20 protein-coding genes and 1 tRNA gene are annotated in these 21,380 nt (G+C 58.0%); all 21 read left to right on the top strand.

Annotation, left to right across the window (positions count from 1 at the left end; genetic code table 11):
- Positions 1 to 32: 32 nt before the first annotated feature.
- The 21 genes from tuf (ACVWZT_RS06595) (at position 33) to rplV (ending at position 21,378) form a co-directional block, all read left to right on the top strand.
- Positions 33 to 1,226 carry an elongation factor Tu gene (tuf, locus tag ACVWZT_RS06595; RefSeq protein WP_013970634.1) on the top strand — a complete coding sequence of 398 codons (1,194 nt, stop codon included), beginning with the start codon at positions 33 to 35 and terminating at the stop codon, positions 1,224 to 1,226.
- Between the two features lie 54 nt (positions 1,227 to 1,280).
- Positions 1,281 to 1,356 (top strand) — tRNA-Trp (locus ACVWZT_RS06590).
- Positions 1,357 to 1,400: 44 nt separating this feature from the next.
- Entirely contained in the window at positions 1,401 to 1,769 is a 369-nt protein-coding gene (gene secE / locus ACVWZT_RS06585; RefSeq protein WP_003257081.1) for a preprotein translocase subunit SecE, read from the top strand.
- Between the two features lie 9 nt (positions 1,770 to 1,778).
- Positions 1,779 to 2,312, top strand: coding sequence for a transcription termination/antitermination protein NusG (nusG, locus tag ACVWZT_RS06580; RefSeq protein WP_003255501.1), 534 nt, complete (start codon positions 1,779 to 1,781; stop codon positions 2,310 to 2,312).
- Positions 2,313 to 2,431: 119 nt separating this feature from the next.
- Positions 2,432 to 2,863, top strand: a complete 432-nt coding sequence (gene rplK, locus ACVWZT_RS06575) for a 50S ribosomal protein L11 (RefSeq protein WP_003255500.1) — start codon at positions 2,432 to 2,434, stop codon at positions 2,861 to 2,863.
- Positions 2,863 to 3,558, top strand: coding sequence for a 50S ribosomal protein L1 (gene rplA / locus ACVWZT_RS06570; RefSeq protein ID WP_013970629.1), 696 nt, complete (start codon positions 2,863 to 2,865; stop codon positions 3,556 to 3,558). The genes rplK and rplA overlap by 1 nt, the downstream gene beginning before the upstream one ends.
- 197 nt (positions 3,559 to 3,755) lie before the next feature.
- Complete coding sequence (gene rplJ / locus ACVWZT_RS06565) at positions 3,756 to 4,256, top strand: 50S ribosomal protein L10 (RefSeq protein WP_003257082.1); 501 nt, start codon at positions 3,756 to 3,758, stop codon at positions 4,254 to 4,256.
- Between the two features lie 78 nt (positions 4,257 to 4,334).
- Positions 4,335 to 4,706 carry a 50S ribosomal protein L7/L12 gene (rplL, locus tag ACVWZT_RS06560; protein ID WP_013970630.1) on the top strand — a complete coding sequence of 124 codons (372 nt, stop codon included), beginning with the start codon at positions 4,335 to 4,337 and terminating at the stop codon, positions 4,704 to 4,706.
- A 220-nt stretch (positions 4,707 to 4,926) separates the two neighbouring features.
- Entirely contained in the window at positions 4,927 to 9,000 is a 4,074-nt protein-coding gene (rpoB, locus tag ACVWZT_RS06555; RefSeq protein ID WP_457468665.1) for a DNA-directed RNA polymerase subunit beta, read from the top strand.
- Between the two features lie 64 nt (positions 9,001 to 9,064).
- Entirely contained in the window at positions 9,065 to 13,264 is a 4,200-nt protein-coding gene (gene rpoC, locus ACVWZT_RS06550; protein WP_457468663.1) for a DNA-directed RNA polymerase subunit beta', read from the top strand.
- Positions 13,265 to 13,475: 211 nt separating this feature from the next.
- On the top strand, positions 13,476 to 13,847 hold the full coding sequence (gene rpsL, locus ACVWZT_RS06545; protein ID WP_003257088.1) for a 30S ribosomal protein S12: 372 nt from the start codon (positions 13,476 to 13,478) through the stop codon (positions 13,845 to 13,847).
- Positions 13,848 to 13,953: 106 nt separating this feature from the next.
- A complete protein-coding gene (gene rpsG / locus ACVWZT_RS06540; protein ID WP_003246741.1) occupies positions 13,954 to 14,424 on the top strand; it encodes a 30S ribosomal protein S7 in 471 nt (156 codons plus the stop codon).
- Between the two features lie 30 nt (positions 14,425 to 14,454).
- On the top strand, positions 14,455 to 16,599 hold the full coding sequence (gene fusA, locus ACVWZT_RS06535; RefSeq protein WP_457468661.1) for an elongation factor G: 2,145 nt from the start codon (positions 14,455 to 14,457) through the stop codon (positions 16,597 to 16,599).
- Between the two features lie 30 nt (positions 16,600 to 16,629).
- On the top strand, positions 16,630 to 17,823 hold the full coding sequence (gene tuf, locus ACVWZT_RS06530; RefSeq protein WP_013970634.1) for an elongation factor Tu: 1,194 nt from the start codon (positions 16,630 to 16,632) through the stop codon (positions 17,821 to 17,823).
- A gap of 141 nt (positions 17,824 to 17,964) precedes the next feature.
- Positions 17,965 to 18,276 (top strand): 30S ribosomal protein S10, encoded by a 312-nt coding sequence (gene rpsJ / locus ACVWZT_RS06525; RefSeq protein WP_003186070.1) that lies wholly within the window; start codon positions 17,965 to 17,967, stop codon positions 18,274 to 18,276.
- Between the two features lie 80 nt (positions 18,277 to 18,356).
- Positions 18,357 to 18,992: a 50S ribosomal protein L3 gene (gene rplC, locus ACVWZT_RS06520; RefSeq protein WP_003257089.1), complete on the top strand. Its 636-nt coding sequence runs from the start codon at positions 18,357 to 18,359 to the stop codon at positions 18,990 to 18,992.
- Between the two features lie 12 nt (positions 18,993 to 19,004).
- Positions 19,005 to 19,607, top strand: coding sequence for a 50S ribosomal protein L4 (gene rplD / locus ACVWZT_RS06515; RefSeq protein WP_008089819.1), 603 nt, complete (start codon positions 19,005 to 19,007; stop codon positions 19,605 to 19,607).
- Positions 19,604 to 19,903 carry a 50S ribosomal protein L23 gene (rplW, locus tag ACVWZT_RS06510; protein WP_003255484.1) on the top strand — a complete coding sequence of 100 codons (300 nt, stop codon included), beginning with the start codon at positions 19,604 to 19,606 and terminating at the stop codon, positions 19,901 to 19,903. Before rplD ends, rplW begins: the two co-directional genes overlap by 4 nt.
- 14 nt (positions 19,904 to 19,917) lie before the next feature.
- A complete protein-coding gene (gene rplB, locus ACVWZT_RS06505; RefSeq protein WP_015268750.1) occupies positions 19,918 to 20,742 on the top strand; it encodes a 50S ribosomal protein L2 in 825 nt (274 codons plus the stop codon).
- Between the two features lie 16 nt (positions 20,743 to 20,758).
- A complete protein-coding gene (gene rpsS, locus ACVWZT_RS06500) occupies positions 20,759 to 21,034 on the top strand; it encodes a 30S ribosomal protein S19 (protein ID WP_003255482.1) in 276 nt (91 codons plus the stop codon).
- Positions 21,035 to 21,045: 11 nt separating this feature from the next.
- Complete coding sequence (gene rplV / locus ACVWZT_RS06495) at positions 21,046 to 21,378, top strand: 50S ribosomal protein L22 (protein WP_003103908.1); 333 nt, start codon at positions 21,046 to 21,048, stop codon at positions 21,376 to 21,378.
- Positions 21,379 to 21,380: the final 2 nt, after the last annotated feature.

The following is a 21,380-nucleotide window of genomic DNA, read 5'->3' as shown; positions in this document are numbered from 1 at the left end:
CAAGACTATTTCTTCTGCGGAGGATTGTATCGATGGCTAAGGAAAAGTTTGATCGTTCCCTTCCCCACGTTAACGTCGGCACTATCGGCCACGTTGACCACGGTAAGACCACTCTGACCGCAGCTCTGACTCGCGTCTGCTCCGAAGTTTTCGGTTCGGCAGTCGTTGAGTTCGACAAGATCGACTCGGCTCCGGAAGAAAAAGCGCGCGGTATCACTATCAACACCGCTCACGTCGAGTACAACTCGAACATTCGTCACTACGCTCACGTTGACTGCCCAGGTCACGCTGACTACGTGAAGAACATGATCACCGGTGCTGCCCAGATGGACGGCGCGATCCTGGTTTGCTCGGCCGCCGATGGTCCGATGCCACAAACCCGTGAGCACATCCTGCTGTCCCGTCAGGTAGGCGTTCCGTACATCGTGGTCTTCCTGAACAAGGCTGACCTGGTAGACGACGCCGAGCTGCTGGAACTGGTCGAGATGGAAGTTCGCGACCTGCTGTCCACCTACGACTTCCCAGGCGACGACACCCCGATCATCATCGGTTCGGCTCGTATGGCGCTGGAAGGCAAAGACGACAACGAAATGGGTACTACCGCAGTCAAGAAGCTGGTAGAAACTCTGGATGCCTACATCCCTGAGCCAGTTCGTGCCGTTGACCAGCCGTTCCTGATGCCGATCGAAGACGTATTCTCGATCTCGGGTCGTGGTACCGTTGTTACCGGTCGTATCGAGCGTGGTATCGTCCGCGTTCAGGATCCGCTGGAAATCGTTGGTCTGCGTGACACTTCGACCACCACCTGCACCGGTGTTGAAATGTTCCGCAAGCTGCTGGACGAAGGCCGAGCTGGCGAGAACTGCGGCGTTCTGCTGCGTGGTACCAAGCGTGACGACGTTGAGCGTGGCCAGGTTCTGGTCAAGCCAGGTTCGGTCAAACCGCACACCAAGTTCACCGCAGAAGTCTACGTTCTGTCGAAGGAAGAAGGCGGTCGTCACACTCCGTTCTTCAAAGGCTACCGTCCTCAGTTCTACTTCCGTACCACTGACGTGACCGGTAACTGCGAACTGCCGGAAGGCGTTGAAATGGTAATGCCAGGTGACAACATCCAGATGACTGTCACCCTGATCAAGACCATCGCAATGGAAGACGGTCTGCGCTTCGCTATCCGTGAAGGCGGTCGTACCGTCGGCGCTGGCGTCGTAGCAAAAATTATTGAATAAGTAGTTGATTTACTTGATCAGGCCGGTATAATGGCCGGCCTGATACAGCGTTACAGGTCAGTAGCTCAATTGGCAGAGCGACGGTCTCCAAAACCGTAGGTTGGGGGTTCGATTCCCTCCTGACCTGCCATTTCACCTCGGTGTGATGGCTTTCTTCTCACAGGATCCTCCTCGATGACTCCCAAAACTGAAGCCCAAGAATCGCGTTTTGATCTGTTCAAGTGGCTGGCTGTAGTGGCTTTGGTGGTTGTCGGTGTAGTGGGTAATCAATATTACTCCGCCTCTCCGATCCTGTATCGCGTTCTTGCACTTCTCGTCCTGGCTGCTGTCGCGGGCTTTGTAGCTCTGCAGACTGCGAAGGGCAAGTCGTTCTTTGCGCTGGCGAAGGAAGCTCGTACCGAGATTCGTAAAGTCGTGTGGCCGACCCGCCAGGAAACCACCCAGACCACGCTGATTGTCGTGGCTGTCGTGCTGGTTATGGCACTGCTGCTGTGGGGTCTTGATTCCCTGCTCGGCTGGGCGGTCTCCTTGATCGTTGGCTAAAGGTGTCCCGTGGCTAAGCGTTGGTATGTTGTGCATGCTTACTCGGGTTACGAGAAGCATGTAATGCGCTCCCTGATCGAGCGCGTCAAGCTGGCTGGCATGGAAGACGGTTTCGGCGAGATCCTGGTCCCGACCGAAGAAGTCGTCGAGATGCGCAATGGCCAGAAGCGCAAGAGCGAGCGTAAGTTCTTCCCTGGCTATGTTCTGGTCCAGATGGAGATGAACGAAGGGACTTGGCACTTGGTCAAGGACACCCCTCGCGTGATGGGCTTTATTGGTGGTACTGCAGACAAGCCTGCACCGATTACCGATAAAGAAGCCGAAGCTATCCTCCGTCGCGTTGCCGACGGTAGTGACAAGCCGAAGCCGAAGACGCTGTTCGAACCGGGTGAAGTGGTTCGCGTCATTGACGGTCCGTTTGCAGACTTCAATGGTAGCGTCGAAGAGGTCAACTACGAGAAGAGCCGCCTGCAGGTTGCAGTGCTCATTTTCGGTCGCTCTACTCCGGTAGAGCTCGAGTTCAGCCAGGTCGAAAAGGTCTAGGCGAACGCAGCATCCCATACCCCGCAGCCCTGTGTGCTGCGGGGTTTTGTCGTCACTGGGATAAAACGCAAGTCATCCGGGGAGCCATCAGGCGTTCGTACCCGATTTTGGAGTAGCTCATGGCTAAGAAGATTCAGGCTTACATCAAGCTGCAAGTTAAGGCCGGCCAGGCCAACCCAAGCCCACCCGTTGGTCCAGCACTGGGCCAACACGGTGTGAACATCATGGAATTCTGCAAGGCCTTCAACGCCCGTACCCAGGGTCAAGAAGCCGGCCTGCCGACTCCTGTGATCATCACTGTCTACAGCGACCGTAGCTTCACCTTCGAGACCAAGAGCACCCCTGCCTCGGTTCTGCTGAAGAAAGCTGCTGGCCTGACCAGTGGTTCGGCTCGTCCGAACACCGTTAAAGTCGGTACCGTTACCCGCGCTCAGCTGGAAGACATCGCCAAAGCCAAACAGGCTGACCTGACTGCCGCTGACCTGGACGCAGCTGTACGCACCATCGCTGGCTCTGCCCGCAGCATGGGCCTGAACGTGGAGGGTGTGTAATGGCTAAGCTGACCAAACGCCAAAAGGCAATCGCCGAGAAAATCGAAGCAGGCAAAGCCTACAACTTCGAAGAAGCGGCCACTCTGCTGGCCTCGCTGCCGGCTGCCAAGTTCGTAGAGTCCTACGACATCGCCGTTAACCTCGGCGTTGACCCGCGTAAATCCGACCAGGTCGTACGTAGCGCTACCGTGCTGCCACACGGCACTGGCAAGACTGTTCGCGTTGCCGTCTTCACCCAGGGTCCAGCTGCTGAAGCCGCTCTGGCTGCCGGCGCTGACCGCGTAGGTATGGACGATCTGGCTGCCGAAATGAAAGGCGGCGACCTGAACTATGACGTCGTCATCGCATCGCCTGATGCCATGCGCGTTGTAGGCCAGCTGGGTCAGGTTCTCGGTCCTCGTGGCCTGATGCCTAACCCGAAAGTGGGTACCGTGACCCCAGACGTAGCCGGCGCCGTCAAGAACGCCAAGGCTGGTCAGGTTCGCTACCGTACCGACAAGAACGGTATCATCCACACCTCCGTTGGCAAGGTCGGCTTTGAAGCTGGCAAGCTGAAGGAAAACGTTGAGGCCCTGATCGCTGACCTGAAGCGTATCAAGCCGGCTTCCTCGAAAGGTATCTACGTCAAGCGCGTTACCCTGAGCACCACCATGGGCCCAGGTCTGGTCATCGATCAGAGCTCGCTGAACGTATAAGTACATGGTGGCGCGACCTGTCGTGCCACCAGCAAAAATTGGGGTCCCTGCCTGGCGGGGGCTATCCAAGACCGTAGGCGGCGCAAGCCTTAAAAGACCAGCCCACGCAGATGGTGCTCCCGATTCGTTACCGAATCAGACACCAAAACGACATCCGGCTTCGGCCAGATGAAACGGTAAAAACCAGGAGTAAACCCGTGGCAATTAAACTCGAAGACAAGAAGGCCATCGTCGCTGAAGTCAACGAGGCTGCCAAAGTCGCTCTGTCCGCTGTCGTGGCTGATGCCCGTGGTGTGACTGTAGGCGCAATGACCGGACTCCGTAAAGAGGCCCGCGAAGCTGGCGTTTACGTACGTGTCGTACGTAACACCCTGCTCAAGCGCGCTGTTGAAGGCACCGAATTCTCGATCCTCAACGACGCGTTCAAAGGCCCGACCCTGATTGCTTTCTCCAACGAACACCCGGGCGCTGCTGCTCGTCTGTTCAAAGAGTTCGCCAAGGGTCAGGACAAGTTCGAGATCAAGGCAGCTGCGTTTGACGGCAAGTTCCTTGCCGCTAACCAGATCGACGTGCTGGCAACTCTGCCAACTCGCGACGAGGCTATCGCACAGCTGATGAGCGTAATCCAAGGTGCAACCAGCAAGCTGGCTCGTACCCTGGCAGCTCTGCGCGACCAGAAAGAAGCTGCTGCTGCCTAAGGCACACGCAACTCTTTCAAAATCATACGTTTAATTTGATGGCTGCGTAGGCTGTCACCCCAATACAGGATTTAAGTCATGTCTCTGACTAACGAACAAATCATCGAAGCGATCGGCCAGAAAACCGTTCTGGAAATTGTTGAACTGATCAAAGCGATGGAAGAAACCTTCGGCGTTACCGCTGCTGCCGCTGTTGCCGCTGGCCCAGCTGCTGGCGCTGCTGCCGCTGTTGAAGAGCAGACCGAGTTCAACGTCGTTCTGACCGAAGCTGGCGACAAGAAAGTAAACGTGATCAAGGCCGTTCGTGAACTGACCGGTCTGGGCCTGAAAGAAGCCAAAGAGAAAGTCGACGGCGCTCCTCAGGTTATCGCTGAAGGCGTTTCGAAAGAAGCCGCTGAAGACGCGAAGAAGAAGCTGGAAGAAGCTGGCGCTAAAGTCGAGCTGAAGTAATCTCGACCTTGCGACTCCAGTCCGAGCGTTGAGCGAAGGGCTGATGGCTGGTGGCTTATGCCACCGGCCTTTTTCCGTTATTGGTGGCCGGTCAGGCCGGCCCCGATAACAAGCTGCAAGACACCCATGTGGGTGGCGCAAACCAAGGGGTTTGCACGATTTTCTGGCTGCTCCCGCCGGGAGAAGCCAAACAAGCAGGTGACCAAGCTGGGGAACGCTGATGGCTTACTCATACACTGAGAAAAAACGTATCCGCAAGGACTTTAGCAAGTTGCCGGACGTCATGGATGTGCCTTACCTCCTGGCCATCCAGCTGGATTCGTATCGCGAATTCCTGCAAGCGGGAGCATCCAAGGATCAGTTCCGCGACGTCGGCCTGCACGCGGCCTTCAAATCGGTATTTCCGATCATCAGCTACTCCGGCAATGCTGCCCTGGAGTACGTAGGCTATCGCCTGGGCGAACCCGCCTTCGATGTGAAGGAATGTGTCCTGCGTGGCGTGACCTTCGCGGTCCCACTGCGGGTCAAGGTGCGCCTGATCATCTTCGACAAGGAATCGTCGAACAAAGCGATCAAGGACATCAAAGAGCAAGAAGTCTACATGGGTGAAATCCCCCTGATGACTGAGAACGGTACCTTCGTTATCAACGGTACCGAGCGTGTGATCGTTTCCCAGCTGCACCGTTCGCCTGGCGTGTTCTTCGACCACGACCGTGGCAAGACGCACAGCTCCGGCAAGCTGCTGTACTCCGCTCGCATCATCCCTTACCGCGGTTCCTGGCTGGACTTCGAGTTCGACCCGAAGGACTGCGTGTTCGTACGTATCGACCGTCGCCGCAAGCTGCCGGCCTCGGTGCTGCTGCGTGCCCTGGGCTACAGCACTGAAGAAGTGCTGAACACCTTCTACACCACCAACGTCTTCCACATTTCCGGCGAGAAACTCAGCCTGGAACTGGTGCCGCAGCGTCTGCGTGGTGAAGTTGCGGTCATGGACATCCATGACGAAACCGGCAAGGTCATTGTCGAGCAGGGCCGCCGTATTACCGCGCGCCATATCAATCAGCTCGAGAAGGCTGGCGTCAAGCAGCTGGACGTTCCAATGGAATACGTCCTGGGCCGTACGACTGCCAAGGCCATCGTGCATCCGGCTACCGGTGAAATCCTGGCCGAATGCAACACCGAGATGACCACTGAGCTGCTGATCAAGGTCGCCAAGGCACAGGTTGTCCGTATCGAGACCCTGTACACCAACGACATCGATTGCGGTCCGTTCATCTCCGACACCCTGAAGATCGACACCACCAGCAACCAGCTGGAAGCTCTGGTCGAGATCTATCGCATGATGCGTCCTGGCGAGCCGCCAACCAAGGATGCCGCCGAGACCCTGTTCAACAACCTGTTCTTCAGCGCCGAGCGTTACGACCTGTCCGCCGTTGGCCGCATGAAGTTCAACCGTCGTATCGGTCGTACCGAGATCGAAGGTTCGGGCGTGCTGAGCAAGGAAGATATCGTCGAGGTTCTGAAGACCCTGGTCGACATCCGTAACGGCAAAGGCATCGTCGACGACATCGACCACCTCGGTAACCGTCGCGTGCGTTGCGTCGGCGAAATGGCCGAAAACCAGTTCCGCGTTGGCCTGGTGCGTGTCGAGCGCGCGGTCAAGGAACGCCTGTCGATGGCGGAAAGCGAAGGCTTGATGCCGCAAGACCTGATCAACGCCAAGCCGGTTGCGGCGGCGGTGAAAGAGTTCTTCGGTTCCAGCCAGCTGTCGCAGTTCATGGACCAGAACAACCCGCTCTCCGAGATCACCCACAAACGCCGCGTCTCCGCACTCGGCCCAGGTGGTCTGACCCGTGAGCGCGCGGGCTTCGAAGTCCGTGACGTACACCCGACCCACTACGGCCGTGTGTGCCCGATCGAGACCCCTGAAGGTCCGAACATCGGTCTGATCAACTCCCTGGCAGCCTATGCCCGCACCAACCAGTACGGCTTCCTGGAAAGCCCGTACCGCGTGGTGAAGGAAGGCGTGGTCAGCGACGACATCGTGTTCCTCTCGGCCATTGAAGAGGCCGATCACGTCATCGCCCAGGCTTCGGCCGCGATGAACGAGAAGAAGCAACTGATCGATGAGCTGGTAGCGGTTCGTCACCTGAACGAATTCACCGTCAAGGCGCCGGAAGACGTCACCTTGATGGACGTTTCGCCGAAGCAGGTTGTTTCGGTCGCTGCGTCGCTGATTCCGTTCCTCGAGCACGACGACGCCAACCGTGCGCTGATGGGTTCGAACATGCAGCGTCAGGCTGTACCGACCCTGCGCGCCGACAAACCGCTGGTAGGTACCGGCATGGAGCGCAACGTTGCCCGTGACTCCGGTGTCTGCGTGGTTGCTCGCCGCGGTGGTGTGATCGATTCGGTCGATGCCAGCCGTATCGTTGTTCGCGTTGCCGACGACGAAGTGGAAACCGGCGAAGCAGGTGTGGATATCTACAACCTGACCAAGTACACCCGTTCGAACCAGAACACCTGCATCAACCAGCGTCCGCTGGTGAGCAAGGGTGACAAGGTTCAGCGTGGCGACATCATGGCCGACGGCCCGTCCACCGACATGGGTGAACTGGCACTGGGTCAGAACATGCGCATCGCGTTCATGGCGTGGAACGGCTTCAACTTCGAAGACTCCATCTGCCTGTCCGAGCGTGTGGTTCAGGAAGACCGTTTCACCACCATCCACATCCAGGAACTGACCTGTGTGGCGCGTGACACCAAGCTTGGCCCAGAGGAAATCACTGCGGACATCCCGAACGTGGGTGAAGCCGCACTGAACAAGCTGGACGAAGCCGGTATCGTCTACGTGGGTGCCGAAGTCGGCGCTGGCGACATCCTGGTCGGCAAGGTCACGCCAAAAGGCGAAACCCAGCTGACTCCGGAAGAAAAACTGCTGCGCGCGATCTTCGGTGAGAAGGCCAGCGACGTTAAGGACACCTCCCTGCGCGTGCCGACCGGCACCAAGGGTACCGTCATCGACGTACAGGTCTTCACCCGTGATGGCGTCGAGCGCGACAGCCGCGCCCTGGCCATCGAGAAGATGCAGCTGGACGAGATCCGCAAGGACCTCAACGAAGAGTTCCGCATCGTCGAAGGTGCAACCTTCGAGCGTCTGCGTTCCGCCCTGAACGGCCAGGTGGTCGACGGTGGCGCGGGCCTGAAGAAAGGCACCGTGATCACTGACGAAGTGCTGGACGGTCTGGAGCACGGCCAGTGGTTCAAACTGCGCATGGCCGAAGATGCACTGAACGAGCAGCTGGAAAAGGCTCAGCAGTACATCGTCGACCGTCGTCGTCTGCTGGACGACAAGTTCGAAGACAAGAAGCGCAAGCTGCAGCAAGGCGATGACCTGGCGCCGGGCGTGCTGAAGATCGTCAAGGTTTACCTGGCAATCCGCCGTCGCATCCAGCCGGGTGACAAGATGGCCGGTCGTCACGGTAACAAGGGTGTTGTCTCGGTCATCATGCCGGTCGAAGACATGCCGCACGACGCCAACGGTACTCCGGTCGATGTCGTACTGAACCCGCTGGGCGTACCTTCGCGTATGAACGTCGGTCAGATCCTCGAAACCCACCTGGGCCTGGCGGCCAAGGGTCTGGGCGAGAAGATCGATCGTATGATCGAAGAGCAGCGCAAGGCGGCTGAACTGCGTGTGTTCCTGACCGAGGTCTACAACGAGATCGGCGGTCGCCAGGAAAACCTGGACGAGTTCAGCGACGAAGAAATCATGGCCCTGGCCAACAACCTGAAGAAGGGCGTGCCGATGGCTACCCCGGTCTTCGACGGTGCCAAGGAACATGAGATCAAGGCCATGCTGAAGCTGGCCGACCTGCCAGAGAGCGGCCAGATGGTGCTGTTCGACGGCCGTACCGGCAACAAGTTCGAGCGTCCTGTGACCGTTGGTTACATGTACATGCTCAAGCTGAACCACTTGGTGGACGACAAGATGCACGCGCGTTCCACTGGTTCCTATAGCCTGGTTACCCAGCAGCCGCTGGGTGGTAAGGCGCAGTTCGGTGGTCAGCGTTTCGGGGAGATGGAAGTGTGGGCGCTGGAAGCATACGGCGCGGCATACACCCTGCAAGAAATGCTCACAGTGAAGTCGGACGACGTGAACGGCCGTACCAAGATGTACAAGAACATCGTGGATGGCGATCACCGTATGGAGCCGGGCATGCCCGAGTCCTTCAACGTGTTGATCAAAGAGATCCGTTCGCTCGGTATCGATATCGATCTGGAAACCGAATAACACGTGACGCGAAGGGGAGTGGGGCAGGTAATGCCCGCTCCCTGCTCCGCCAGGAGGAAAGGCCTTGAAAGACCTACTGAATTTGCTGAAAAACCAGGGTCAAGTCGAAGAGTTCGACGCCATCCGCATCGGTCTGGCGTCGCCTGAAATGATCCGTTCGTGGTCGTTCGGTGAAGTTAAGAAACCGGAAACCATCAACTACCGTACGTTCAAGCCTGAGCGTGACGGCCTGTTCTGCGCCAAGATCTTTGGCCCAGTCAAGGACTACGAGTGCCTGTGCGGCAAGTACAAGCGCCTCAAGCACCGCGGCGTGATCTGCGAGAAGTGCGGCGTTGAAGTTGCCCTGGCCAAGGTTCGTCGTGAGCGCATGGCGCACATCGAGCTGGCCTCGCCGGTCGCCCACATCTGGTTCCTGAAGTCGCTGCCGTCCCGTATCGGCCTGCTGATGGACATGACCCTGCGTGATATCGAGCGCGTGCTCTACTTCGAGAGCTACGTGGTTATCGACCCGGGCATGACCACCCTGGAAAAGGGCCAGCTGCTGAACGACGAGCAGTACTTCGAAGCGCTGGAAGAGTTCGGTGACGACTTCGACGCCCGCATGGGTGCCGAAGCGGTCCGCGAGCTGCTGCACGCTATCGACCTGGAGCACGAGATCGGCCGCCTGCGTGAAGAGATTCCGCAGACCAACTCGGAAACCAAGATCAAGAAGCTGTCCAAGCGCCTGAAGCTGATGGAAGCGTTCCAGGGCTCGGGCAACCTGCCTGAGTGGATGGTTCTGACCGTCCTGCCAGTGCTGCCGCCGGACCTGCGTCCGCTGGTGCCGCTGGATGGCGGCCGCTTCGCCACTTCCGACCTGAACGACCTGTATCGTCGGGTGATCAACCGTAACAACCGTCTGAAGCGCCTGCTCGATCTGTCGGCGCCGGACATCATCGTGCGCAACGAAAAGCGCATGCTGCAGGAAGCGGTCGACGCCCTGCTGGACAACGGCCGTCGCGGTCGCGCCATCACCGGCTCGAACAAGCGTCCGCTGAAGTCCCTGGCCGACATGATCAAAGGTAAGCAAGGTCGCTTCCGTCAGAACCTGCTCGGTAAGCGTGTGGACTACTCTGGCCGTTCGGTAATTACCGTAGGCCCGACCCTGCGTCTGCACCAGTGCGGTCTGCCGAAGAAGATGGCCCTTGAGCTGTTCAAGCCGTTCATTTTCGGCAAGCTGGAAATGCGTGGTCTGGCGACCACCATCAAGGCTGCCAAGAAGATGGTCGAGCGTGAACTGCCAGAGGTTTGGGACGTGCTCGCCGAGGTGATCCGCGAACACCCCGTGCTGCTCAACCGTGCGCCGACCCTGCACCGTCTGGGCATCCAGGCTTTCGAGCCGGTTCTGATCGAAGGCAAGGCCATCCAGCTGCACCCGCTGGTCTGTGCCGCGTACAACGCCGACTTCGACGGTGACCAGATGGCCGTTCACGTGCCGCTGACCCTGGAAGCCCAGCTCGAAGCGCGCGCGCTGATGATGTCGACCAACAACATCCTGTCGCCAGCCAACGGTGAGCCAATCATCGTTCCGTCGCAGGACGTTGTACTGGGTCTGTACTACATGACCCGCGAAGCCATCAACGCCAAGGGCGAAGGTCGCGTATTCGCCGACCTGCAGGAAGTCGACCGCGTATTCCGCGCCGGCGAGGCTGCCCTGCACGCGAAAATCAAGGTTCGTATCAACGAAACCGTGAAAGAGCGTGACGGTTCCGTGGTCAAGAACACCCGCATCGTCGACACCACTGTCGGCCGTGCGCTGCTGTTCCAGGTTGTACCGGCAGGCCTGCCGTACGACGTGGTCAACCAGCCGATGAAGAAGAAGGCGATCTCCAAGCTGATCAACCAGTGCTACCGCGTGGTTGGTCTGAAAGAGACCGTTATCTTCGCTGACCAACTGATGTACACCGGTTTCGCTTACTCGACCATTTCCGGCGTTTCCATCGGTGTTAACGACTTCGTTATCCCGGACGAGAAAGCCCGCATCATCGGTACCGCTACCGATGAAGTGAAGGAGATCGAGAGCCAGTACGCCTCCGGCCTGGTAACCCAGGGCGAGAAGTACAACAAGGTCATCGACTTGTGGTCGAAGGCGAACGACGAAGTGTCCAAGGCGATGATGGCCAACCTCTCGAAAGAGAAGGTCATCGACCGCGAAGGCAACGAAGTCGAGCAAGAATCCTTCAACTCGATGTACATGATGGCTGACTCCGGTGCGCGGGGTTCCGCGGCCCAGATCCGTCAGCTGGCCGGTATGCGTGGCCTGATGGCCAAGCCGGACGGCTCGATCATCGAGACGCCGATCACTGCGAACTTCCGTGAAGGCCTGAGCGTTCTGCAGTACTTCATTTCGACCCACGGTGCTCGTAAGGGTCTGGCGGATACCGCACTGAAGACTGCGAACTCCGGTTACCTGACTCGCCGTCTGGTAGACGTCGCCCAGGATCTGGTGGTTACCGAGATCGACTGCGGCACCGACCAGGGCCTGCTGATGACTCCGCACATCGAAGGCGGCGACGTTGTGGAGCCGCTGGGTGAGCGTGTACTGGGTCGTGTCATCGCCCGTGACGTGTTCAAGCCAGGCACCGAGGACGTCATCGTTCCGGCCGGTACCCTGGTCGACGAGAAGTGGGTCGAGTTCATCGAGCTGAACAGCATCGACGAAGTGGTCGTGCGTTCGCCGATCAACTGCGAAACCCGCTACGGCATCTGCGCCAAGTGCTACGGTCGTGACCTGGCTCGCGGTCACCAGGTGAACATCGGTGAAGCTGTCGGCGTTATCGCTGCCCAGTCGATCGGTGAGCCGGGTACCCAGCTGACCATGCGTACCTTCCACATCGGTGGTGCTGCAAGCCGTACCTCGGCTGCCGACAGCGTCCAGGTGAAGAACGGCGGTATGGTGCGTCTGCACAACCTCAAGCAGGTAGAGCGTGCCGATGGCAATCTGGTTGCCGTATCGCGTTCGGGCGAACTGGCCATTGCCGACGAATTCGGCCGTGAGCGTGAGCGCTACAAGCTGCCTTACGGTGCGGTGATTTCGGTCAAGGAAGGTGAAAAGGTCGAAGCTGGCGCCATCGTCGCCAAGTGGGACCCGCACACCCACCCGATCGTTACCGAGCTGAAAGGTACCGTGACCTTCGTGGGCATGGAAGAAGGCATCACCATCAAGCGTCAGACCGACGAACTGACCGGTTTGACCAACATTGAAGTCCTGGACGTCAAGGATCGCCCTGCCGCTGGCAAGGAAATCCGTCCGGCAATCAAGATGGTCGACGCTTCTGGCAAGGACCTGTACCTGCCAGGTACCGACGTGCCTGCCCAGTACTTCCTACCGGCCAACGCCCTTGTCGGTGTGGCTGACGGTGCGCAGATCGGTGTTGGTGACGTTATCGCGCGTATCCCGCAAGAAACGTCGAAGACCCGTGACATCACCGGTGGTCTGCCGCGCGTTGCCGACCTGTTCGAAGCGCGCCGTCCGAAAGAAGCCTCGATTCTGGCTGAAGTCAGCGGCACCATCGCATTCGGTAAAGAGACCAAGGGCAAGCGTCGCCTGGTCATTACTCCGACCGATGGCAGCGAGCCGTACGAAGAGCTGATTCCGAAGTGGCGTCACCTGAACGTCTTCGAAGGCGAACAGGTAAACCGCGGCGAAGTTATCTCCGACGGCCCGAGCGATCCGCACGACATCCTGCGTCTGCTGGGTGTGAGCGCGCTGGCGAAGTACATCGTCAACGAGATCCAGGACGTTTACCGTCTGCAGGGCGTGAAGATCAACGACAAGCACATCGAGACCATCCTGCGTCAGATGCTGCGTAAGGTCGAGATCACCGAGTCGGGCGATTCCAGCTTCATCAAGGGCGACCAGATGGAACTGACCCAGGTGCTGATAGAGAACGAGCGTCTCGCCGCCGAGGACAAGTTCGTCTCCAAGTTCACCCGCGTGCTGCTGGGTATCACCAAGGCCTCGCTGTCGACCGAGTCGTTCATCTCCGCGGCTTCCTTCCAGGAAACCACCCGCGTACTGACCGAAGCGGCGGTAACCGGCAAGCGCGACTACCTGCGCGGCCTGAAGGAGAACGTGGTCGTAGGTCGTCTGATCCCCGCCGGTACTGGTCTGGCCTACCACAGCGAGCGCAAGCGCCGCCGTGATGCCGACAAGCCGCTGCGTGTGAGCGCCAGTGAGGTGGAAGCCGCACTGACCGAAGCGCTGAACTCCAGCGGTAACTAAGTACAGGGCAAGGCCCCGGCGCATCTCGCAAGGCCATCGGTGACATCAATTGTTGCCGATGACCGGGCGGGGAGGGCCGGGGCCTCGTCTTGACTGGGTGCAAGATCCTCTTTAGACTTTTGTACCCTTAAATTTGGTGAGGCTCCGTCTCGCCAATTTTTGGCTTTCTTGCAAGACAATAGCGTCGCAAGACAATCAGTGGAGCTAGTAGATGGCAACTATCAACCAGCTGGTACGTCAGCCGCGTAAGCGTACCGTCGAGAAATCCGACGTACCTGCGCTGCAGAACTGCCCGCAGCGTCGTGGCGTGTGCACCCGTGTGTACACCACCACGCCGAAAAAACCTAACTCGGCACTGCGTAAAGTATGCCGTGTGCGTCTGACCAACGGTTTCGAGGTCTCCTCGTACATCGGTGGTGAAGGCCACAACCTGCAAGAGCACAGCGTCGTCCTGATCCGTGGCGGCCGTGTAAAAGACTTGCCAGGTGTTCGTTACCACACCGTTCGCGGCTCTCTGGATACTTCGGGCGTTAAAGGCCGTAACCAGGGTCGTTCGAAGTACGGTACCAAGCGTCCGAAGTAATCGGCCGTTTGCAGACATCCATTTATTTGAGTCGATAAGAGTAAGGTCGGGCAGGGGTCGAGAGACCTGGTCCCGGGCTAACCTGAAGACCGTTTGAGGGCTTATCATGCCAAGACGTCGTGTAGCAGCAAAACGTGAGATCCTTGACGATCCGAAGTACGGATCCCAGATTCTCGCCAAGTTCATGAACCACGTGATGGAAAGCGGCAAGAAGGCCGTAGCCGAGCGCATCGTTTACGGTGCCCTGGATACCGTCAAAGCACGCAAGAACAGCGACCCCCTGGAAATCTTCGAGAAAGCTCTCGACGCCATCGCTCCGCTGGTCGAAGTTAAGTCCCGCCGTGTCGGCGGTGCCACTTACCAGGTTCCGGTTGAAGTTCGTCCATCCCGTCGTAACGCTCTGGCAATGCGCTGGCTCGTAGACTACGCCCGCAAGCGCGGCGAGAAGTCGATGGCCTTGCGCCTGGCCGGCGAACTGCTGGATGCTGCTGAAGGCAAGGGTGCTGCAGTCAAGAAGCGTGAAGACGTGCACCGTATGGCCGAAGCCAACAAAGCGTTCTCGCACTACCGCTTCTAATTCAAGCATCAATCATTTTGCGAGGGCTTTATGGCTCGTACTACAGCAATTAACCGCTACCGTAACATCGGTATCTGCGCCCACGTTGACGCGGGCAAGACTACCACTACCGAGCGGATCCTGTTCTACACAGGTCTGAGCCACAAGATGGGCGAGGTGCACGACGGCGCCGCGACCACCGACTGGATGGTGCAGGAGCAGGAGCGCGGTATCACCATTACCTCCGCTGCCGTTACCACCTTCTGGAAAGGTTCCCGTGGTCAGTATGACAACTACCGCGTAAACGTCATCGATACCCCCGGCCACGTTGACTTCACCATTGAAGTAGAACGTTCGCTGCGCGTACTCGACGGCGCGGTCGTTGTGTTCTGCGGTACCTCCGGCGTTGAGCCGCAGTCCGAAACCGTATGGCGTCAGGCCAACAAGTACGGCGTTCCACGTGTTGTCTACGTGAACAAGATGGACCGTGCCGGTGCCAACTTCCTGCGCGTTGTCGGCCAGATCAAGAACCGCCTGGGTCACACCCCGGTTCCGGTCCAGCTGGCCATCGGTGCAGAAGACGACTTCCAGGGTCAGGTCGACCTGATCAAGATGAAAGCCATCTACTGGAACGAAGACGACAAGGGCACCACCTACCGCGAGGAAGAAATTCCTGCGGATATGGTTGACCTGGCTAACGAATGGCGCAGCAACATGGTTGAGGCTGCTGCCGAAGCCAACGAAGAGCTGATGAACAAGTACCTTGAAGAAGGTGACCTGTCCGTCGAAGACATCAAGGCTGGTCTGCGCGCCCGTACTCTGGCGAGCGAGATCGTTCCTGCTGTCTGCGGTTCGTCGTTCAAGAACAAGGGCGTGCCCCTGGTTCTCGATGCCGTTATCGACTACCTGCCGGCCCCGACCGAGATCCCTGCAATCAAGGGTATCAACCCGGACGACGCCGACCTGGCCAAGGACGATCCGGCTGTTCGCCAAGACGAGCGTCACGCCGACGACAACGAGCCGTTCTCGGCTCTGGCGTTCAAGATCGCTACCGACCCGTTCGTAGGTACCCTGACCTTCGTTCGCGTCTACTCGGGCGTTCTGAGTTCCGGTGACTCGGTCATCAACTCGGTAAAAGGCAAGAAAGAGCGCGTTGGTCGTATGGTGCAGATGCACGCCAACCAGCGTGAAGAGATCAAGGAAGTACGCGCTGGCGACATCGCGGCCCTGATCGGCATGAAGGACGTTACCACGGGTGAAACCCTGTGCGACGCCGACAAGCCAATCATCCTTGAGCGTATGGACTTCCCTGAGCCGGTAATTTCCCTGTCGGTTGAGCCGAAGACCAAGCAAGACCAGGAAAAGATGGGTATCGCTCTGGGCAAGCTGGCCCAGGAAGACCCGTCGTTCCGCGTCAAGACCGACGAAGAAACCGGCCAGACCATCATCTCCGGTATGGGTGAGCTGCACCTGGACATCATCGTTGACCGCATGAAGCGCGAGTTCAACGTTGAGGCCAACATCGGCAAGCCGCAGGTTTCCTACCGCGAGAAGATCACCAAGTCTGGTGTCGAGATCGAAGGTAAGTTCGTTCGTCAGTCCGGTGGTCGTGGTCAGTTCGGTCACTGCTGGATCCGCTTCTCCGAGCCGGATCAGGACGAAAAAGGCAACATCACCGAAGGCCTAGTCTTCACCAACGAAGTCGTTGGCGGTGTGGTTCCTAAGGAATACATCCCGGCGATCCAGAAGGGTATCGAAGAGCAGATGAAGAACGGCGTTGTTGCCGGCTATCCTCTGATCGGTCTGAAGGCTACCGTGTTCGACGGTTCGTACCACGACGTCGACTCCAACGAGATGGCGTTCAAGATCGCGGCCTCCATGGCGACCAAGCAGCTGGCCCAGAAGGGCGGCGGTGTTGTGCTTGAGCCGATCATGAAGGTTGAGGTAGTAACCCCTGAGGACTACATGGGTGACGTGATGGGTGACCTGAACCGTCGTCGTGGTCTGATCCAGGGTATGGATGACTCGGTTTCCGGCAAGGTTATCCGTGCAGAAGTCCCGCTGGGAGAGATGTTCGGTTATGCGACCGACGTTCGTTCCATGTCTCAGGGTCGCGCAAGCTACTCCATGGAATTCTCCAAGTACTCCGAAGCTCCGTCGAACATCGTCGAAGCACTCGTTAAAAAACAAGGCTAATCCAGCCCTTTAGGCAAGAGGTTCACTGTCGTGGCTAAAGAAAAATTTGATCGTTCCCTTCCCCACGTTAACGTCGGCACCATCGGCCACGTTGACCACGGTAAGACTACTCTGACCGCAGCTCTGACTCGCGTCTGCTCCGAAGTTTTCGGTTCGGCAGTCGTTGAGTTCGACAAGATCGACTCGGCTCCGGAAGAAAAAGCGCGCGGTATCACCATCAACACCGCTCACGTCGAGTACAACTCGAACATTCGTCACTACGCTCACGTTGACTGCCCAGGTCACGCTGACTACGTGAAGAACATGATCACCGGTGCTGCCCAGATGGACGGCGCGATCCTGGTTTGCTCGGCCGCCGATGGTCCGATGCCACAAACCCGTGAGCACATCCTGCTGTCCCGTCAGGTAGGCGTTCCGTACATCGTGGTCTTCCTGAACAAGGCTGACCTGGTAGACGACGCCGAGCTGCTGGAACTGGTCGAGATGGAAGTTCGCGACCTGCTGTCCACCTACGACTTCCCAGGCGACGACACCCCGATCATCATCGGTTCGGCTCGTATGGCGCTGGAAGGCAAAGACGACAACGAAATGGGTACTACCGCTGTCAAGAAGCTGGTAGAAACTCTGGATGCCTACATCCCTGAGCCAGTTCGTGCCGTTGACCAGCCGTTCCTGATGCCGATCGAAGACGTATTCTCGATCTCGGGTCGTGGTACCGTTGTTACCGGTCGTATCGAGCGTGGTATCGTCCGCGTTCAGGATCCGCTGGAAATCGTTGGTCTGCGTGACACTTCGACCACCACCTGCACCGGTGTTGAAATGTTCCGCAAGCTGCTGGACGAAGGCCGAGCTGGCGAGAACTGCGGCGTTCTGCTGCGTGGTACCAAGCGTGACGACGTTGAGCGTGGCCAGGTTCTGGTCAAGCCAGGTTCGGTCAAACCGCACACCAAGTTCACCGCAGAAGTCTACGTTCTGTCGAAGGAAGAAGGCGGTCGTCACACTCCGTTCTTCAAAGGCTACCGTCCTCAGTTCTACTTCCGTACCACTGACGTGACCGGTAACTGCGAACTGCCGGAAGGCGTTGAAATGGTAATGCCAGGTGACAACATCCAGATGACTGTCACCCTGATCAAGACCATCGCAATGGAAGACGGTCTGCGCTTCGCTATCCGTGAAGGCGGTCGTACCGTCGGCGCTGGCGTCGTAGCCAAAATCATCGAGTAATCACTCGGCCGATTGAAAAAACCCCCGCTCAGCGGGGGTTTTTTTTATTGGGTTGACACTAAATGGGGGCGTCTATAGAATCACGCCTCCTTTTAGCGGGCGTAGTGCGTCCGTTGGGAACAGCCTGGAGTCTGAAATCCAATGCAAAATCAGCAAATCCGTATCAGGTTGAAGGCTTTCGACCATCGCCTGATCGACCAATCCACCCAGGAAATCGTGGAAACCGCGAAACGTACTGGTGCACAAGTGCGTGGTCCAATTCCACTGCCTACCCGCAAAGAGCGTTTCACCGTTCTGGTTTCCCCGCACGTCAACAAAGACGCGCGTGACCAGTACGAGATCCGCACTCATAAGCGTGTTCTGGACATCGTCCAGCCAACGGATAAAACCGTTGACGCGCTGATGAAGCTCGATCTGGCGGCAGGTGTGGAAGTACAGATCAGCCTCGGCTAAGACTTCGGTCTGGTCGTGTAACGCTCTGAAATGGGCGGCCATAGCGGGTGAAAGCCCCGTACACTCATGAGGTTTACAACATGACTATTGGTGTAATCGGTCGCAAGTGCGGTATGACCCGCATTTTCACCGAAGAAGGTGTCTCCATTCCGGTCACGGTCATCGAGATCGAGCCGAATCGCGTCACCCAGTTCAAAACTGAAGAAACCGATGGCTACCGTGCAGTGCAAGTCACTGTCGGCGAGCGTCGTGCTTCGCGTGTGACTGCCGCTCAGGCAGGCCACTTCGCCAAGGCCAACGTTGCCGCTGGTCGCGGTGTCTGGGAGTTCCGTCTTGAAGAAGGCGATTTCCAGGCTGGCGATCTGATCAAAGCTGAACTCTTCACTGCAGGCCAGCTGGTAGACGTTACTGGTCAGTCCAAAGGTAAAGGCTTCGCCGGTACCATCAAGCGCTGGAACTTCCGTGGCCAGGACAACACCCACGGTAACTCCGTGTCGCACCGTGTCCCAGGTTCCATCGGCCAGTGCCAGACTCCTGGTCGTGTGTTCAAGGGCAAGAAAATGTCCGGTCACATGGGCGCCGAGCGCGTGACTGTTCAGTCCCTGGAAGTTGTTCGCGTAGACGCTGAACGCAACCTGCTGCTGGTCAAGGGTGCCGTTCCAGGCGCTACTGGCGGCGACGTGGTTGTACGTCCGGCTGTCAAGGCTCGCGGTTAAGGGGAAACTGACATGCAACTCAATGTAAATGACGCTCAGGCGATCGAAGTTTCCGAACTGACTTTCGGTGGCGAATTCAACGAGACGCTGGTACACCAAGCAGTCGTGGCCTACATGGCCGGCGGCCGTCAGGGCACCAAGCAGCAGAAGACCCGTTCCGACGTGGCTGGTGGCGGTAAGCGCCCATGGCGTCAGAAGGGTACTGGCCGTGCTCGTGCTGGTACCACTCGTGGTCCGATCTGGCGTGGCGGTGGTGTCACCTTCGCAGCTCGCCCTCAAGATCACTCGCAGAAGCTCAACAAGAAGATGTACCGCGCAGCCCTGCGCTCCATCCTCGCTGAGCTGGTGCGTAGCGACCGTCTGGTCGTGGTTCAGGACTTCGCTGTCGAAGCACCGAAAACCAAAGATCTGCTGAACAAGCTGAACGGCATGGGTCTGAACGACGTACTGATCGTTTCCGACGCTGTTGATCAGAACCTGTACCTGGCTGCTCGCAACCTGCCGCACGTCGACGTACGTGACGTACAAGGTTCCGACCCGGTCAGTCTGATCGCATACGAGAAAGTGTTGATCACTGTCTCGGCCGTGAAGAAATTCGAGGAGCTGCTGGGATGAACCAGGAACGCGTATTCAAAGTCCTCCTTGGCCCGCACGTTTCCGAGAAGGCTACCGTTCTGGCTGAGAAAAAAGGCCAGTTCGTATTCAAGGTTGCTACCGATGCAACCAAGCTGGAAATCAAGAAAGCTGTCGAAGGCCTGTTCAACGTAAAAGTTGAAAACGTGTCGACTGTTAACGTTCTGGGTAAAACCAAGCGTACCGCACGTGGTCTGGGCAAGCGTAATGACTGGAAGAAGGCGATCGTCTCCCTTCAGCCAGGCCAAGATCTCGATTTCAGCAGCAGTGCTGAGTAAGGAAGGGGTGCATCATGGCAATCGTTAAATGCAAACCGACTTCCCCTGGCCGCCGTTTCGTGGTCAAGGTGGTCAACCAGGAGCTGCACAAAGGCGCTCCTCACGCACCGCTGATCGAGAAGAAATCGAAGTCTGGTGGTCGTAACAACAATGGCCGCATTACCACTCGTCACGTTGGTGGTGGTCACAAGCAGCATTACCGTCTGGTCGACTTCCGTCGCAACGACAAAGATGGCATTCCAGCCACTGTCGAGCGTATCGAATACGACCCGAACCGTACTGCTCACATCGCCCTGCTGTGCTACGCAGACGGTGAGCGTCGCTACATCATCGCCCCTAAAGGCGTGAGTGCTGGCGATCAGCTGATCGCAGGTGCCCTGGCCCCAATCAAGGCCGGTAACTCCCTGCAGCTGCGCAACATTCCAGTAGGTAGCACCATTCACGGCATCGAACTGAAGCCGGGTAAGGGTGCTCAGATCGCTCGTTCCGCTGGTGCTTCGGCTCAGCTGATCGCTCGCGAAGGTGTCTACGTGACCCTGCGTCTGCGCTCTGGTGAAATGCGTAAAGTCCTGGCTGAATGCCGTGCGACCCTGGGCGAAGTCTCGAACTCCGAGCACAGCCTGCGCTCGCTGGGTAAAGCTGGTGCCAAACGCTGGCGCGGCGTTCGCCCAACCGTTCGTGGTGTTGCCATGAACCCGGTTGACCACCCGCATGGTGGTGGTGAAGGTCGTACCTCCGGTGGTCGTCATCCGGTATCGCCATGGGGCTTCCCAACCAAGGGTGCGAAGACCCGTGGTAATAAGCGTACCGACAACATGATCGTCCGTCGTCGCAAGTAACTAGAGGGATACGACAGTGCCACGTTCTCTGAAAAAAGGTCCTTTTATCGATCTTCACCTGCTGAAGAAGGTCGAAGTGGCGGTGGAGAAGAACGATCGCAAGCCAGTTAAAACCTGGTCGCGCCGTTCGATGATCCTGCCACAAATGGTCGGTCTGACCATCGCGGTACACAACGGTCGTCAACATGTCCCAGTTCTGGTGAACGAAGACATGGTCGGCCACAAACTGGGCGAGTTCGCCGGTACCCGCACCTACCGCGGGCACGTGGCTGACAAGAAAGCCAAGCGTTAAGGGGTAAGGAAATGGAAGTAGCCGCTAAGTTGTCGGGCGCTCGCATCTCCGCCCAGAAAGCCCGCTTGGTCGCCGACCAGATCCGCGGGAAGAAGGTGGGCGAAGCGCTCAACCTGTTGGCCTTCAGCAGCAAAAAAGCCGCTGAAATCATGAAGAAAGTCCTCGAGTCGGCCGTAGCCAACGCCGAACACAACGAAGGCGCAGACGTTGATGACCTGAAGGTCTCCACCGTCTTCGTCAACGAAGGGCGTTCGCTGAAGCGCATCATGCCACGTGCCAAGGGCCGTGCTGATCGCATCGTCAAGCGGTCTTGCCATATCACTGTCAAGGTTGCGGACAAGTAACG

It is taken from the genome of Pseudomonas sp. TE21394 (assembly GCF_054057835.1).
Note: the sequence above shows the minus strand (reverse complement) of the source record. Positions and strands in the feature narration are given on the sequence as shown.